The organism is Streptomyces bikiniensis (assembly GCF_000716625.1).
Lineage (GTDB): Bacteria > Actinomycetota > Actinomycetes > Streptomycetales > Streptomycetaceae > Streptomyces > Streptomyces bikiniensis.
Genome location: NZ_JNXJ01000011.1, coordinates 115,700 through 129,694, shown reverse-complemented (window position 1 = coordinate 129,694; position 13,995 = coordinate 115,700). Strand labels below are relative to the sequence as shown.

Annotated in this window: 15 protein-coding genes; 8 read left to right on the top strand and 7 right to left on the bottom strand. The window is 71.2% G+C overall.

Going from position 1 to position 13,995, the window contains the following annotated elements; translation table 11 throughout:
* The first annotated feature begins 17 nt into the window (after positions 1-17).
* The 4 genes from OO47_RS11290 to OO47_RS11275 all read left to right on the top strand — a co-directional run bounded on the left by OO47_RS11290 (position 18) and on the right by OO47_RS11275 (position 3,244).
* Positions 18-395 (top strand): phage holin family protein, encoded by a 378-nt coding sequence (locus OO47_RS11290; RefSeq protein WP_030206846.1) that lies wholly within the window; start codon positions 18-20, stop codon positions 393-395.
* A 9-nt stretch (positions 396-404) separates the two neighbouring features.
* Complete coding sequence (locus OO47_RS11285; RefSeq protein WP_051715338.1) at positions 405-1,577, top strand: cystathionine gamma-lyase; 1,173 nt, start codon at positions 405-407, stop codon at positions 1,575-1,577.
* 237 nt (positions 1,578-1,814) lie between these two features.
* Entirely contained in the window at positions 1,815-2,711 is an 897-nt protein-coding gene (locus tag OO47_RS11280; RefSeq protein WP_030206843.1) for a LysR family transcriptional regulator, read from the top strand.
* 53 nt (positions 2,712-2,764) lie between these two features.
* Positions 2,765-3,244: an NUDIX domain-containing protein gene (locus OO47_RS11275; protein WP_030206841.1), complete on the top strand. Its 480-nt coding sequence runs from the start codon at positions 2,765-2,767 to the stop codon at positions 3,242-3,244.
* 11 nt (positions 3,245-3,255) lie between these two features.
* On the opposite strand, the gene OO47_RS11270 is transcribed toward OO47_RS11275, so the two are convergent.
* Positions 3,256-4,710 carry a globin domain-containing protein gene (locus OO47_RS11270; RefSeq protein ID WP_407696295.1) on the bottom strand — a complete coding sequence of 485 codons (1,455 nt, stop codon included), beginning with the start codon at positions 4,708-4,710 and terminating at the stop codon, positions 3,256-3,258.
* A 114-nt stretch (positions 4,711-4,824) separates the two neighbouring features.
* Between OO47_RS11270 and OO47_RS11265 the strand changes: the two genes are divergently transcribed.
* From OO47_RS11265 to OO47_RS11255, 3 genes are all read left to right on the top strand, one after another.
* A complete protein-coding gene (locus tag OO47_RS11265; protein WP_030206837.1) occupies positions 4,825-5,688 on the top strand; it encodes a GNAT family N-acetyltransferase in 864 nt (287 codons plus the stop codon).
* Between the two features lie 214 nt (positions 5,689-5,902).
* Complete coding sequence (locus OO47_RS11260; RefSeq protein ID WP_030206835.1) at positions 5,903-6,361, top strand: MarR family winged helix-turn-helix transcriptional regulator; 459 nt, start codon at positions 5,903-5,905, stop codon at positions 6,359-6,361.
* 38 nt (positions 6,362-6,399) lie between these two features.
* Positions 6,400-6,852, top strand: coding sequence for a GNAT family N-acetyltransferase (locus tag OO47_RS11255; protein WP_030206834.1), 453 nt, complete (start codon positions 6,400-6,402; stop codon positions 6,850-6,852).
* Positions 6,853-6,940: 88 nt separating this feature from the next.
* On the opposite strand, the gene OO47_RS11250 is transcribed toward OO47_RS11255, so the two are convergent.
* From OO47_RS11250 to dnaB, 4 genes are all read right to left on the bottom strand, one after another.
* Positions 6,941-8,323, bottom strand: coding sequence for a serine hydrolase domain-containing protein (locus OO47_RS11250; protein ID WP_030206830.1), 1,383 nt, complete (start codon positions 8,321-8,323; stop codon positions 6,941-6,943).
* A 77-nt stretch (positions 8,324-8,400) separates the two neighbouring features.
* Positions 8,401-9,243 (bottom strand): alpha/beta fold hydrolase, encoded by an 843-nt coding sequence (locus tag OO47_RS11245; protein WP_030206828.1) that lies wholly within the window; start codon positions 9,241-9,243, stop codon positions 8,401-8,403.
* Positions 9,240-9,833, bottom strand: a complete 594-nt coding sequence (locus OO47_RS11240) for a TetR/AcrR family transcriptional regulator (RefSeq protein WP_030206825.1) — start codon at positions 9,831-9,833, stop codon at positions 9,240-9,242. The genes OO47_RS11245 and OO47_RS11240 overlap by 4 nt, the downstream gene beginning before the upstream one ends.
* A 109-nt stretch (positions 9,834-9,942) precedes the next feature.
* A complete protein-coding gene (gene dnaB, locus OO47_RS11235) occupies positions 9,943-11,403 on the bottom strand; it encodes a replicative DNA helicase (RefSeq protein WP_063834647.1) in 1,461 nt (486 codons plus the stop codon).
* Between the two features lie 439 nt (positions 11,404-11,842).
* Here dnaB and OO47_RS11230 point away from each other — a divergent pair, with 439 nt between their 5' ends.
* Entirely contained in the window at positions 11,843-13,180 is a 1,338-nt protein-coding gene (locus OO47_RS11230) for an MATE family efflux transporter (protein ID WP_030206820.1), read from the top strand.
* A 110-nt stretch (positions 13,181-13,290) separates the two neighbouring features.
* On the opposite strand, the gene rplI is transcribed toward OO47_RS11230, so the two are convergent.
* Together rplI and rpsR are read right to left on the bottom strand one after the other, a co-directional pair.
* Positions 13,291-13,737: a 50S ribosomal protein L9 gene (gene rplI / locus OO47_RS11225; protein WP_030206817.1), complete on the bottom strand. Its 447-nt coding sequence runs from the start codon at positions 13,735-13,737 to the stop codon at positions 13,291-13,293.
* 18 nt (positions 13,738-13,755) lie between these two features.
* Entirely contained in the window at positions 13,756-13,992 is a 237-nt protein-coding gene (gene rpsR / locus OO47_RS11220) for a 30S ribosomal protein S18 (protein ID WP_005315025.1), read from the bottom strand.
* Positions 13,993-13,995 lie beyond the last annotated feature (3 nt).

Here is a 13,995-nt window from a genome sequence, read left to right as displayed (position 1 = left end):
CTGCCACGATCAGACACATGATGAATTTCGTAGTCAAGACGCTCGCGAACGCGGGCGCCCTGGGAGTCGCCATCTGGCTGCTCCAGGACATCACCCTGACCGGCGAGAGCACCGGCAAGAAGGTCCTGACCCTCATTCTCGTCGCGCTCGTCTTCGGCCTGGTGAACTTCTTGGTGAAGCCGGTCGTCCAGCTGTTCACGCTTCCCCTCTTCGTCCTGACGCTCGGCCTCTTCACCCTCGTGGTGAACGCCCTGATGCTGCTCCTCACCTCCTGGCTGGCCGACAAGCTCGACCTCAGCTTCCACGTGGAGGGCTTCTGGACCGCGGTCCTGGGCGGTCTGATCATCTCCGTCGTCTCGTGGGCACTGAACGTCGTGCTCCCCGACCGGGACTGAGTGGGCACCGTGACGCACGAGGAACACGCCTCCGGCCCCGACCGGAAGGCCGCCGCGCTCGGCGACGGGACCCGCGCGGTGCGGGCCGGGCTGCCCGAGCCGGTGAAGTACGAGCCGACCCTTCCGGGACCGGTGTTCGCCGCCCACTTCCACCTGCCGGGCGAGCCCACCGGCCCGTACACCTACGGCCGGGACGAGAACCCCACCTGGACCCTTCTGGAGCGGGCGATCGGCGAGCTGGAGGCGCCGGGGGAGGAGGGCGTCGAGACGCTGGTCTTCGCCTCCGGCATGGCCGCGATCTCCGCCGTCCTCCTCTCCCAGCTGAAGTCCGGCGACGCGGTCGTGCTCCCGACCGACGGCTACCAGGCGCTGCCCCTGCTCCACGAGCAGTTGCGGGCGTACGGCATCGAGGTCCGCACCGCGCCGACCGGGGGCGACGGACAGCTCGCCGTCCTCGAAGGGGCCCGGCTGCTGTGGATCGAGACCCCGTCCAACCCCGGGCTCGACGTCTGCGACATCCGCCGCCTGGTGCGCGAGGCGCACGCCGCGGGCGCGCTCGTCGCCGTCGACAACACCCTCGCCACCCCGCTCGGCCAGCGGCCCCTGGAGCTGGGCGCGGACTTCTCCGTCGCCAGCGACACCAAGGGCATGACCGGGCACGGCGACGTGCTGCTCGGCCACGTGAGCTGCCGCGATCCCGAGCGGGCCGCGGAGGTGCGGCGCTGGCGCAAGATCGTCGGCGCCATCCCCGGCCCCATGGAGGCCTGGCTCGCCCACCGCTCGCTCGCCACGCTCCAGCTGCGGATCGACCGCCAGTGCGCGACCGCCCTGGAGCTGGCGCGGACGCTCGCCGGCCGGGCGGACGTCACCGGGCTGCGCTACCCGGGCCTTCCCGACGACCCCTCGCACGCGGTGGCCGTCCGGCAGATGCGGCGCTTCGGTCCGGTGGTCTCCTTCGAACTGGCGGACCGGAAGCGGGCCGAGCGGTTCCTGGAGGAGCTGCGGCTCGTGGACGACGCCACCAGCTTCGGCGGGGTGCGCTCCACGGCGGAGCGGCGCGGGCGCTGGGGCGGGGACGCGGTGGCGGAGGGCTTCATCCGCTTCTCCGTCGGCGCCGAGGACCCCGAGGACCTGATCGCCGATGTGCTGCACGCCCTCGACGCGGCGGGTTCCACCGGCTGATCAGCGGGTACGGGTCTTCCCGTGTGGAGCGGGGCGCTCCGAGCCTCCCCCCCTCGTGGCTCGGAACGCCCTCGGTTCCACGCGCGGAAACCGCCTGCACAAGGCTAGTTGACCCTGCGTCAGTGTCCAATCACGGTAGCGACAGAGACCTATCGACTTATTTATAGTTGGACGGTCCCGAGGCGCTGTCAGCCGACCGCCTGAGTCGAACGGCCCCGCGGCCGGGAGGGGGCGGACATGGATCTTGCCCTACTACGGACGTTCGTCACGGTGCACCGGGCCGGCTCCTTCACCCGGGCCGCGGCCCTCCTGGGTCTCTCGCAGCCCGCGGTCACCAGCCAGATCCGGACGCTCGAACGCCAGTTGGGGCGGCCTCTCTTCCACAGACGGGCGCGCGGCGTCACCCCGACCACCATCGGCGACGAGCTGGCCCACCGCGCCGCGCCGCACCTGGACGCCCTCGTCGAGATCACCGAGACCGGGCTCGACGAGGAGGGCGGCATCCGGACCCTCCACGTCGCCGGGCCACCGGAGTTCACCGCGCTCCGCGCGCTGCCCGCCCTCACCCCGCTGGTCGGCCGGGGCCTCGCCGTGCGGACCTCCTTCCCGGTCACCACGGAGGAGGTCCTCGACGGCCTCGCCGCCGGCCACCACGACCTCGCCATCACCACCGCCCGCCCGCGCGGCGGCCTGGTCCACTCCACTCCGCTCTGCGACGAGGAGCACGTCCTGGTCGCGGCGCCGCGCTGGGCCGCCCGGCTCTCCCCCGAGGTGCTCCTGAGCAAGGGCGCCGTGGTCCTGGAGCAGCTTCCGGTGGTCGAGGTGCACGAGTCACTGCCGTTCGTGTCCCGCTACTGGGCGAGCGTCTTCGAGACCGGGCCGGCCGCCGCAGCCACCGTGATCGCCCCCGACCTGCGGGCCGTACGGGACTCCGCCGCCTCCGGGTCGGGGCTCGCCGTCCTGCCGCGCTACCTCTGCGAGGAGGCCCTGGAGCAGGGGAGGCTCGTGGCGCTCCTCGATCCCCCGGTGCCCCCGCTGCGGACCTACTTCCTGGTCGTACGGACGGGAACGCTCGCGCTCGCCCACCTCGCCCGGGCGCACGAGGCGCTGCTGAACGCCGCCGAGGACTGGTGAGCCGCGGGGGACCGGCGCGTTTCAGCCTCCTCCGCACGGGCCATTTTCTTCACATGACCGAACGGCCCGTGATCAAGCGCACCGCACGCGCCATCCTGCTCGACGGGGACGACCTCATCCTCATCAAGCGGACCAAGCCGGGGATGGATCCCTACTGGCTCACGCCCGGCGGCGGCGTGGAGCCCACCGACTCCACCGTCGTCGAAGCCCTGCACCGCGAAGTGCTCGAAGAGCTGGGCGCCAAGATCACCGACGTGGTCCCGTGCTTCGTCGACACCGTCGAGCACATCGTCGACGGCGGGATCTCCGGCGTGAAGGTCCAGCACTTCTTCGTGTGCCGGCTCGGCTCCATGGACACCTCCCTGCGGCACGGACCCGAGATCGAGGAGCCCGTCGGCGAGTACGAGATCGTGCGGGTGCCCTTCACCCGGGTCGGCATCGCGGCCGTGCACCTCGTCCCGCTCTCCCTGCGCCACTACCTCGACGGCAACATCGAGGGCGTCCGCGCGATGCACGCCCCGGACCTGGGCTGACCGGGGCCGGATCAACCGGAGCCCGCGGGAGCCAGCTCGGCGAGGAAGTCGTGGCGGATGCGCTCCGAGGGGACTCCCGCTCCCCGCAGCGCGTCCACTCCGCGCCGGACCATGCCCAGCGGGCCCGAGAGGTAGGCGTCGCGCTCCCCCCAGGGCCCGTAGCGGCAGACCGCGTCCGGGAGGTGCCCCTGCGCCCCGGTGACCGGGTGGACGGAGAGCCAGGGGAAGGTCTTCTGGAGCCGCAGCATCGTGTCGATGTCGTAGAGGTCGTGCCCGCTGCGCGCCCCGTAGAAGACGTCGACCGGCCGCCGGTCCCCGTGTTCGGCGACGTCCTCGACCAGGGCCTTGATCGGCGCTATCCCCGTGCCGCCGCCCAGGCAGAGCAGTCCGGTGTCCGTGGAGTGGTCGACCGTCATGGAGCCGCTCGGCGGCCCGAGCCGCAGCACGTCGCCGGGGCGCGCCCGGTGGACCAGCGCGTTGGAGACCCAGCCGGCCGGGACGGCCTTGACGTGGAGGGAGAGCAGCCCGTCCGGTCGCGGCGCCGAGGCGAAGGAGTAGTGGCGCCAGATCCGCGGCCACCACGGGGTCTCCAGCGTCGTGTACTGCCCGGCGAGGAAGGGGTAGGGCTGGTTGGGCCGGAGGGTGACGACGGCGACGTCCGGGGTGCGCAGGTCGTGGGAGACCACCTCGGCGTGCCACCAGGCGGGAGCGGACCTTTCGTCCGCCGCCGCCGCGTCGATCATGATCTGGGAGATCGTCGTGTACGTACGCACCCAGGCCGCCTGGGTCCCGTCGTTCCAGGTCTTCGTCGCGTACCGGGCGAGGGCTCCGATGAGGGCCTCGCCGACGGCCGGGTAGTGGGCGGAGTGGGTGCCGTACTTCCGGTGCCCCCTGCCGAGGTTCTCCAGGTACGCGGTGAGGACCGGGGTGTCGTCCAGGTGCTCGGCCGCCGTCAGGAGGGCCTTGAGCAGCCGGTCCCGCTGGGTGTCCATGGCGACGGGGAACATGTCGCGCAGCCCGGGGTTCTGCACGAAGAGCAGGGCGTAGAAGTACGAGGTCACCCGGTCGGCGACCGGCGCGATCTCCGCCAGGGTGCGGCGGACGAGGACCGCGTCGACGGAGGGTCCTCGGGATATCGGGGGTGCCTTCCCGTCCACCACCGGGGGTTCGTGCTCGTCCGCGTCCTTCGCGTCCGTCGTGGGGGTCGGAGCATCCATCATGTGCCTCGCCTTGTGCTGGCCGGGCTTCCGTGAACGCAGCATGAGGGGTCCGACCGCCTTCGGGGACGGAAAGCGGTGTTCTCGGTCCATAGGGCCGGGTTTCTGGCTAAGCTCCGCTGTTTTGGACCAGGATTTTTCCGGCAGGTCCGGCGGGCTCGGCGGAAGCCGGGACCGGCAGGTCCGGCAGAAGCCGGCTCCGGCAGAAGCACGGTGGGACCGCCTCACTCCGGGTTTCACGTGAAACATCGTTCGTATGCCACGGTTCGTATGCCACGAGGTGGGACGAACACTCCTCCGGGAGGCGACCGGATCCGGTAAAGCAGTGGACGGAAGATCAACGCGTCGGACAGCCTGAAAGGCATGCCGATTTCTCCCACCGCCCTCGCACAACTTCCCGTCCGGCGCCTCACCCCCGGCGACCTCCTCGCCTGCGCCGACCTCTCCGAGAACCGGGGATGGCCCCGTGAGGAGCACAAGTGGGGCTTCCTGCTCACCGTCGGTACCGGGTACGGCATCGACGACCCCACGGGCGAGGGGCTGCTCGCCTGCTGTGTGGTCACCTCGTACGGGCCGGGACTCGCCGCGATCGGCATGGTGCTCGTCGCCGAGCGGTACGCGCGCCAAGGGGTGGGACGCCGGCTCATGCGACACGTCCTGGAGGAGGTCGGGGACACCCCGCTCACCCTGCACGCCACGGCGAACGGGCAGCCGCTCTACGAGCAGCTGGACTTCACGGAGACGAGCCGTGCGGAGATGGTGCGCGGGCGCTTCACCTTCGCCACGCCCGCTCCGGCCGTCCCGGTGCGCCCGGCGACGGCGGACGATCTCCAGGCGATCCTCCGCCTGGACCTGGAGGTCTTCGGTCTCGACCGCACCCATGTGATCACCCGGCTCCCCGCTTTCGCCGACCATCTCCGGGTCGCGGAGGAGAACGGCGAGATCACGGGCTTCGCGGCGGCCTGGCCCAACATGGACACCCATGTCGTCGGACCGCTGATCGCCCGGGACCCGGCCACGGCCAAGGCCCTGATCGCCTCTCTGGCAGCCGCCTCCGACCGCCCCCTGCGCACGGACATCGACGTACGCCACACGTCTCTGTTGAGCTGGGTGAAGGAGAACGGCGTCGACCCGATCGCCACGAACTCGGTGATGGTCCGCTCCCTGTCCGACCTCCCCGGCGACTGGCGCCGCCGCTTCGCCCCCCTCACGGTCGCGGCCGGATAGGCGGCCGACACGACGTACCCCGGAGCACCCCGGAGCCGGGTGGCCCGCCCCTCGACCGGCTCCGGGCATCCGGGCATCCGGGCATCCGGGCATCCGGGCATCCGGGCATCCGGGCATCCGGGAACAGAATTACTTGCAGACGCGCATTATTGCGTCTCATCCTTTACGCTGGATCCAAGCCGCTCCGGTGCCGAGGAGAGACCGAGGAGAGACCATGACCGCGACGGACCCCGCACTCACCGCACTCTCCCAGCGCTGGTGCGCCCTCTCCCTGCTGCACGGCAGGATCGAGTCCCACCTGGAGCGCGCCCTGGAGTCCCGTCACGGCCTGAGCGTGCGGGAGTACTCGCTGCTCGACGTCCTCAGCCGCCAGCACAACGGCCCCGGCGGGCACCTCCAGATGAAGCAGGTCGCCGACGCGGTCGTGCTCAGCCAGAGCGCCACCACCCGGCTCGTCACCCGTCTTGAGGACCGGGGGCTGCTCACCCGCTACCTCTGCGCCACCGACCGGCGCGGCATCTACACCGATGTGACCGAGGAGGGCCTGAAGCTCCTCGAAGAGGCCCGGCCCACCAACGACAGCGCCCTGCGCGAGGCTCTCGACGAAGCGGCCAAGAACCCCGAGCTGGCGCCGCTGGTCCGGGTCGTGGAGGGCGTGGGCGCCCCCGTCTGACCCCCGGCACGGAGACGGCCGGGCGTACGCTGCGCCTCATGAGCGATCTTGAAATGCGCCCGATCACCGTGGAAGACCTTCCTGCCATCGTCGCGATGCTCGCCGACGACCCGCTGGGTGCGCAGCGCGAGTCCCCCGACGACCTCACCCCGTACCTCGCCGCCTTCGAGCGCTTGGCGAACGACCCTCATCAGCTTCCCGTCGTGGCCGTGCGCGAGGGCAAGGTCGTCGGCACTCTTCAGCTGACGATCATCCCGGGGCTCTCCCGCCAGGGGGCCACCCGTTCGATCATCGAAGCCGTCCGCATCCATGCCGACGAGCGCGGCAGCGGCCTCGGGACACAGCTCATCGAGTGGGCCGTCGAGGAGTCGCGCCGACAGGGCTGCAGCCTCGTCCAGCTGACCTCCGACGCCACCCGCACCGATGCCCATCGCTTCTACGAGCGGCTCGGCTTCGAGGCCTCCCACGTGGGATTCAAGAAGTCCCTCTGACGTGTGCGCCCCCGTGCTCCGTTTCACGTGAAACGCCCGGTTTCACGTGAAACGACAGCCCGTACCGCAGAGCCTCCGGCCAAGGGGCTCAGAGGCCCCGCCAGCCCGCCTCGTCCACGCCTCCCGGCACCGCCTCCCCCGGCTCGTACGGCTCGCGGGTGAAGACGAAGGAGCCGAGGTCGAGGTGGCTCACGCTTCCGTCCGGGCGCCGCACCACCCGAAGCGTCTCCCCCTCGTAGTAGCCGTTCAGCCCGACCCAGCCGCCGTCGGGCAGCGCCCGGAACCGGGCCCGTCGTCCGGCGCCCTTCAGGGGTTCGAGCACCACACCGCGCTCGGGGCCGAGCCGCAGCCCGTAGGCGTACGTGCCCCAGTACCAGGGCCCGGTCAGGGACAGCAGCTCCGCGTCGACCTCCGCCGCGGGAAGGGGTCGCCACGGCTCCGGGAGCCTCGGCTCAGCCTCCGCCACGATCCGTACGAGATCGGCGGCCACGGCCCCCACCAGCGGCCCCGAGGTGGCGTTGGCGAGGGCGATCCCCGCAAGGCCGTCCTCCACGCTCACCCACAGACAGGCGACGAAGCCCGGCAGGGAGCCGGTGTGGCCGATCAGGGTCCGGCCGTCCCGGCGGAGGAGCTGGAGCCCGAGTCCGTAGCTCCCCTCCCAGTCCCCCTCGCCCGGCACGGAGGCCGGGGCACGCATCTCCGCCACGGAGGCCGCGCCGAGCACGCGCTCGTCCCCCTCCGCGAGGAAAGTGGCGAACCGGGCGAGGTCGGCCGCCGTCGACCAGAGCCGGCCCGCCGGCGCCATCAGACCGAGGTCCTCGGACGGTTCGGGCAGCATCACATCGGCCCAGGGGTGCACCGCCCAGCCGCCGGCGTGCGGGGCGACCGGATCGGCCGTCGTACGGTCCATCCCCAGCGGTTCCAGGATCTCGCGGCGCAGCACCTCCTCCCAGGGCCGCCCGCGCAGCTCCTCGACCAGGGAACCCAGCAGGGTGTAGCCGGGGTTGGAGTAGTGGTGGCGGCGTCCCGGCGCTTGGAGGAAGGGCCGCTCCCCCAGGACGTCGGAGAGCTCCGGCCGCAGCGCGGCGGACGAGCGCTCCCACCACGCGCCGGGCGTCTCGGCCGCGAGTCCGCCGCTGTGGGAGAGGAGTTGAGCGATCGTCACCTCGCCGACGCCCGTCCCCTTCAGATGCAGCTCCAGCGGATCGTCCAGCCGGAGGACCCCCTCGTCCCGCAGCCGCATCACCAGGACGGCGGTGAACACCTTGGTGATCGAGCCGATCCTGAACTGCGTGTCGGCGTCCGGCGCGTGGCCGTCCACGCAACTGCGCGACCCGCTCCACACCAGCGCTCCGTCACGGACCACCGCTCCCACGAGGGAGGGCGCCCGCCCCTCGGACTGGGCCACCGCGACCCGGTGCAGCAGGGCTCGCGCGGTTCCGGGCAGCAGAGCTTCGAAAGATGTCGTCATGGCACCCATCCAACGCGATCCCGCGCCCCGGGAGCCCCACCAGGGCCACGACCCCGGTGCTCGAACCGCTCCGGACCTCAGGCCGGGACGGCCAGGGCCTTCCGCAGGAGTTCGCCGAACTCGTCGGGATGTGTGGTCAGGCCGGTGTGTCCGCCGGGGAAGTGCCGGAGGGTGGTGCCGAGCCTTTCGGCCAGGAACGCGGCCGCACGGTAGGGAAGTTCGCCGCGCGAATCCTGGCCGCCGGCGAGCACGAGCCGGTCCGCCAGCGCCTCCAGGCGGTCGGCGTCGGGGACGTAGGCCATGAAGCGGGGCACGATGCTCCCCACGAAGTACGGCAGGTTCGCCATCGTCCGCTCCGCACGCGCCACCGCCTGCGGCGGAAGCGCGGTGCCGGCCTCCGGCCCGACGGGGGCGCCCTCCTTCCTCAGACCCGCCGCGAACTCGCCCATCGCCGGCATGAGCCCCTGGGTGCGCAGGGTCTCGGTCACCCGGGCGACGAGGGCACGGTGCTCGGCCGCGTCCGGCAGGACCTCCACCACGGGCGGCTCGTGCGCCACGACGCGGGAGAGGCGTTCGGGATGGACGGTGAGCAGGTGCAGGGCGGTGATCGCACCCGAGCTGGCGCCGAACACCCGGGCCGGCTCGTCCGGTGACAGCAGCTCGACGAGCCGGAACGCGTCCTCGGCGTGCTCGACGACGCTCTGCTCGGCTCCCGGATCGTCCAGCACGCTGCGGGACATGCCGCGCGGGTCGTAGATCGCGACCGTGTACGAGGACGCCAGTTCGTCGGCGACGCCGTCGAAGGAGGCCGCGCCGCCCGCTCCTCCGGGGATCAGCAGCAGGAGCGGGCCGCGGCCACGCACCTCGTAATGCAGGGTCGCGCCGTTCACGCGCAGGCCACCGGTGGTCACGTCGGTCACGAGGGGTCTCCTTCTCGGGAAGCGGGCCAGTGCTCCAGGAGGACGTGCAGGGCGTCGAGGGCCCGGGTCCACGACTGCTGCGGCGTCCGCTCGTGCGCGAACCGGCCCGTCGCCTCCAGGGCGACGAACCCGTGGAAGGTGCTGCGCAGCAGCCGTACAGCGTCGGTCAGATCGGGTTCGGCGAGGCCGTAGCCGCGCAGCATCCCGTAGGTCAGCTCGACCGCCCGCCGGGGCCCGGGCGCGTCCACGGCCAGCTCGGGGTCGATCCGTACCGTGCTCTGGGTCGCGGCGTAGCGGCCCGGGTGCCGGTGGGCGTACTCCCGCCAGGCGTCGGCGAACGCGACCAGCGCGTCCTTGCCCGCCCGCCCGGCGGTGGCCTCGGCGATGCGGAGGGTCTTCTCGTCCGCCGCGAGGAGCGCGATCCTCCCGCGCAGGTCCTCAAGACCGCGCACATGTGTGTAGAGGCTCGCGTCCTTCACGCCCAGCCGCCGTGCCACCTGCGCCATGGTCACCCGCTCGAACCCGACCTCGTCCGCCAACTCGGCGCCCACGGCCGTCACTCGCTCCGCCGACAGTCCCGCCCGAGCCATGCTTCCTCCCGAATAACCTAGGAGCCCTAGTTATAAACTAAGAGCCCTAGGATCGCGAGCCGGAAAAACGCCCCTCGCGTGATGCGAGGGGCGGGCCGTACGAAACCCGTCAGGTCTGGGCCATGTCCACGAAGCGGGAGTAGTGGCCCTGGAAGGCGACGGTGATCGTGGCCGTCGGGCCGTTTCGGTGCTTGCCGACGATGATGTCCGCCTCGCCCGCGCGCGGGGACTCCTTCTCGTAGGCGTCCTCGCGGTGCAACAGGATCACCATGTCGGCGTCCTGCTCGATCGAGCCGGACTCGCGCAGGTCGGAGACCATCGGCTTCTTGTCGGTGCGCTGCTCGGGGCCACGGTTCAGCTGGGAGAGCGCGATCACCGGCAGCTCCAGTTCCTTGGCGAGGAGCTTGAGGTTTCGCGACATGTCGGAGACCTCCTGCTGACGGCTCTCCTGCCGCTTCGAGCCGCCCGACTGCATGAGCTGGAGGTAGTCGATGATGACGAGCTTGAGGCCGTTGCGCTGCTTGAGCCGTCGGCACTTCGCCCGGATCTCCATCATCGACAGGTTCGGCGAGTCGTCGATGTAGAGCGGCGCCTGGGAGACGTCCGGCATCCGGCGGGCCAGACGGGTCCAGTCGTCGTCGGTCATCGTCCCGGAGCGCATGTGGTGGAGCGCGACCCGGGCCTCTGCCGAGAGCAGACGCATCGCGATCTCGTTGCGGCCCATTTCGAGGGAGAAGATGACGCTGGGCAGGTTGTGCTTGATGGACGCCGCGCGGGCGAAGTCCAGGGCGAGCGTCGACTTACCCATGGCGGGTCGGGCCGCGATGATGATCATCTGACCGGGGTGCAGGCCGTTGGTCAGCGAGTCGAGGTCGGAGAAGCCGGTCGGCACACCGGTCATCTCGCCGCTGCGGGAGCCGATCGCCTCGATCTCGTCGAGCGCCCCCTCCATGATGTCGCCGAGCGGCAGGTAGTCCTCGGTGGTGCGCTGCTCGGTGACCGCGTAGATCTCGGCCTGGGCCGAGTTCACGATCTCGTCGACGTCCCCGTCGGCCGCGTACCCCATCTGCGTGATCTTGGTGCCCGCCTCGACGAGGCGGCGCAGGACGGCGCGCTCGTGGACGATCTCGGCGTAGTACGCGGCGTTGGCCGCGGTCGGGACCGACTGGACCAGGGTGTGGAGGTAGGAGGCCCCGCCGACCCTGGTGATCTCGCCGCGCCTGGTGAGTTCGGCGCCGACCGTGATCGGGTCGGCCGGCTCGCCCTTGGCGTAGAGGTCGAGGATCGCCGCGTACACGGTCTCGTGGGCGGGCTTGTAGAAGTCGTTGCCCTTGAGGACCTCCACGACTTCCGCGATGGCGTCCTTGGAGAGCAGCATGCCGCCGAGGACGGACTGCTCGGCGTCGAGGTCCTGCGGGGGGACGCGCTCGAACCCGGAGAGTCCGCCGTCCCAGGGGCCTTCGCCGCCCCGCTCGTGCTGGTCGTCGCGCCCTCGGCCGCGACCGCGCTCGCCTCGGGTACGGGTGGGCAGCCGGTCGCTCGGTCCGCTGTCGGCCCAGGGGTCGTCCAGGGCCTCGGGAACGCTCACCAAGCCACCTCCTCCGTCCGCTCCGCGGACCTAGCCGTGCCACTCTTTCACGCCACGGACCTGATCAGAGAGTGGCTTCGCGACCGCTTCCGGGACGTCGGGCGACGGACCAGGGTAGGCCTGTGGAGAGCTCCAGCCAATCCGGTTATCCACAGGCCCTGTGGGTGAACGCCCAGATGCTGTGGAGAACTCGCCGGATCCTGTGCACAGAGCGGGGGACAGCCTTGTGGACAAACTCATAACCCTCTCCACAGCACCCATGTGACCTGGGCTTTTACCATCCACTGGCTGTGGGGGAGAAAAAGTTTTCCTCCTGGGCCAAGATCAGAACAAACGGCCCACATCCCAAGCCGTCCACCCTCCACAGGTAAGGGTCATCAGCACCTTGTATCTCTTACCTGTGGAAGATTAGATTTCTCCCATGCGCCAGGCTCCCCCGACCCCCAAGGCCGTCCGTCGCCAACACGACCGCGAGATCGTCTCCCTCGCCCTGCCGGCCTTCGGCGCCCTCGTCGCCGAGCCGCTCTTCCTCATGGTCGACAGCGCCATCGTCGGCCACCTCGGCACCCCCCAGCTCGCGGGCCTTGCGATCGCCGCGGCCCTGCTCTCCACCGCCGTCAGCGTCTTCGTCTTCCTCGCCTACGCCACCACGGCGGCCGTCGCCCGGCGCGTGGGCGCCGGCGACCTGCCGGCCGCCATCCGGCAGGGCATGGACGGCATCTGGCTCGCGCTCCTCCTCGGCACCGCCGTCGTCGCACTGACCCTGCCCGCCGCACCCTGGCTGGTCGACGTCTTCGGCGCCTCCGACACCGCCGCTCCCCACGCCGTCACCTACCTCCGGATCTCCAGCCTCGGCATCCCCGCCATGCTGGTGGTCCTGGCCGCCACCGGCGTCCTGCGCGGGCTCCAGGACACCCGTACTCCGCTCTACGTGGCGATCGGCGGCTTCGCGGCCAACGGCGCGCTCAACCTCGGCCTGGTCTACGGGGCCGGGCTCGGCGTCGCGGGCTCCGCCTGGGGCACGGTCATCGCCCAGTGCGGCATGGCCGTCGCGTACCTCGTCGTGGTCGTCCGGGGCGCCCGCCGCCACGGCGCCTCCCTCCGTCCCGACGCCTCCGGCATCCGGGCGTCCGCCCGGGCCGGCGTCCCGCTGCTCGTCCGTACGCTCTCGCTCCGGGCGGTCCTGATGATCGCCACCGCCGTCGCGGCCCGGCTGGGGGACACGGAGGTCGCCGCGCACCAGATCATCCTGTCGCTGTGGAGCCTGATGGCCTTCGCCCTCGACGCGATCGCCATCGCGGGCCAGGCCATCATCGGCCGCTACCTCGGTGCGGACGACCCGGACGGCGCCCGGCAGGTCTGCCGCCGCATGGTGCAGTGGGGCGTGGTCTCGGGGGTGGTGCTCGGCGCGCTCCTGGTCCTCGCCCGCCCCCTGTACGTCCCGCTCTTCACCCGTGACACCGCGGTCCACGACGCCCTGCTCCCGGCCCTGCTCGTGGTCGCGCTCTCGCAGCCGATCGCCGGGGTGGTCTTCGTCCTCGACGGCGTTCTGATGGGCGCGGGGGACGGCCCCTACCTGGCCTGGGCCATGCTGCTGACCCTCGCCGTCTTCGCCCCGGTCGCCCTTCTGATCCCCGTCCTCGGCGGCGGGCTCACGGCGGTGTGGTGGGCGATGGCGCTGATGATGGCGGTCCGGATGCTGACGCTCTGGCTCCGTGCCCGCTCGGGCCGCTGGATCGTCACGGGCGCCACCCGCTGACCCCTGCGCTTCCCGCTTCCCGCTTCCCGTTTCACGTGAAACGCGGAAGGGCCGCACCCCGAGGGGTACGGCCCTTCCTCACTGCTGAGCGCAGACTGCCAAGGGCAGCGTTACGCGGCGACGACCTCGACGCCGAGCTTCGCGGCGACCTCGGGGTGCAGACGCACGGACACCTGGTGCGAGCCCAGGGTCTTGATCGGCGAACCGAGCTCGACGCGACGCTTGTCGACGTCCGGGCCACCCGCGGTCTTGATCGCCGAGGCGATGTCGGCCGGGGTCACCGAGCCGAAGAGACGGCCGGCGTCGCCGGAGCGAACGGCCAGGCGCACCTTCGTGCCCTCGAGCTGGGCCTTGATCTCGTTGGCCTGCTCGATGGTCACGATCTCGTGGATCTTGCGGGCGCGGCGGATCTGCGCCACGTCCTTCTCGCCACCCTTGGTCCAGCGGATCGCGAAACCGCGCGGGACCAGGTAGTTGCGAGCGTAGCCGTCCTTGACGTCGACGACGTCGCCAGCGGCACCGAGGCCGGAAACCTCGTGGGTCAGGATGATCTTCATTAGTCGGTCACCCTTTCCTTATCGCGCGGTGGACGTGTAGGGCAGCAGCGCCATCTCACGGCTGTTCTTGACGGCCGTGGCGACGTCACGCTGGTGCTGCGTGCAGTTGCCGGTCACGCGGCGGGCACGGATCTTGCCGCGGTCGGAAATGAACTTCCGCAGCATGTTCGTGTCCTTGTAGTCCACGTACGCGGTCTTGTCCTTGCAGAACGCGCAGACCTTCTTCTTAGGCTTGCGCACAGGCGGCTTCGCCATGGT

Excerpts from the sequence above, each read along its gene's own strand:
- OO47_RS11290 (WP_030206846.1), top strand. The coding sequence starts at position 18 with ATGATGAATTTCGTAGTCAAGACGCTCGCGAACGCGGGCGCCCTGGGA.
- OO47_RS11280 (WP_030206843.1), top strand. The coding sequence starts at position 1,815 with ATGGATCTTGCCCTACTACGGACGTTCGTCACGGTGCACCGGGCCGGC.
- OO47_RS11275 (WP_030206841.1), top strand. The coding sequence starts at position 2,765 with ATGACCGAACGGCCCGTGATCAAGCGCACCGCACGCGCCATCCTGCTC.
- OO47_RS11270 (WP_407696295.1), bottom strand. The coding sequence starts at position 4,710 with ATGTTTCACGTGAAACCCGGAGTGAGGCGGTCCCACCGTGCTTCTGCC.
- OO47_RS11265 (WP_030206837.1), top strand. The coding sequence starts at position 4,825 with ATGCCGATTTCTCCCACCGCCCTCGCACAACTTCCCGTCCGGCGCCTC.
- OO47_RS11260 (WP_030206835.1), top strand. The coding sequence starts at position 5,903 with ATGACCGCGACGGACCCCGCACTCACCGCACTCTCCCAGCGCTGGTGC.
- OO47_RS11255 (WP_030206834.1), top strand. The coding sequence starts at position 6,400 with ATGAGCGATCTTGAAATGCGCCCGATCACCGTGGAAGACCTTCCTGCC.
- OO47_RS11250 (WP_030206830.1), bottom strand. The coding sequence starts at position 8,323 with ATGACGACATCTTTCGAAGCTCTGCTGCCCGGAACCGCGCGAGCCCTG.
- OO47_RS11240 (WP_030206825.1), bottom strand. The coding sequence starts at position 9,833 with ATGGCTCGGGCGGGACTGTCGGCGGAGCGAGTGACGGCCGTGGGCGCC.
- OO47_RS11230 (WP_030206820.1), top strand. The coding sequence starts at position 11,843 with ATGCGCCAGGCTCCCCCGACCCCCAAGGCCGTCCGTCGCCAACACGAC.
- rplI (WP_030206817.1), bottom strand. The coding sequence starts at position 13,737 with ATGAAGATCATCCTGACCCACGAGGTTTCCGGCCTCGGTGCCGCTGGC.
- rpsR (WP_005315025.1), bottom strand. The coding sequence starts at position 13,992 with ATGGCGAAGCCGCCTGTGCGCAAGCCTAAGAAGAAGGTCTGCGCGTTC.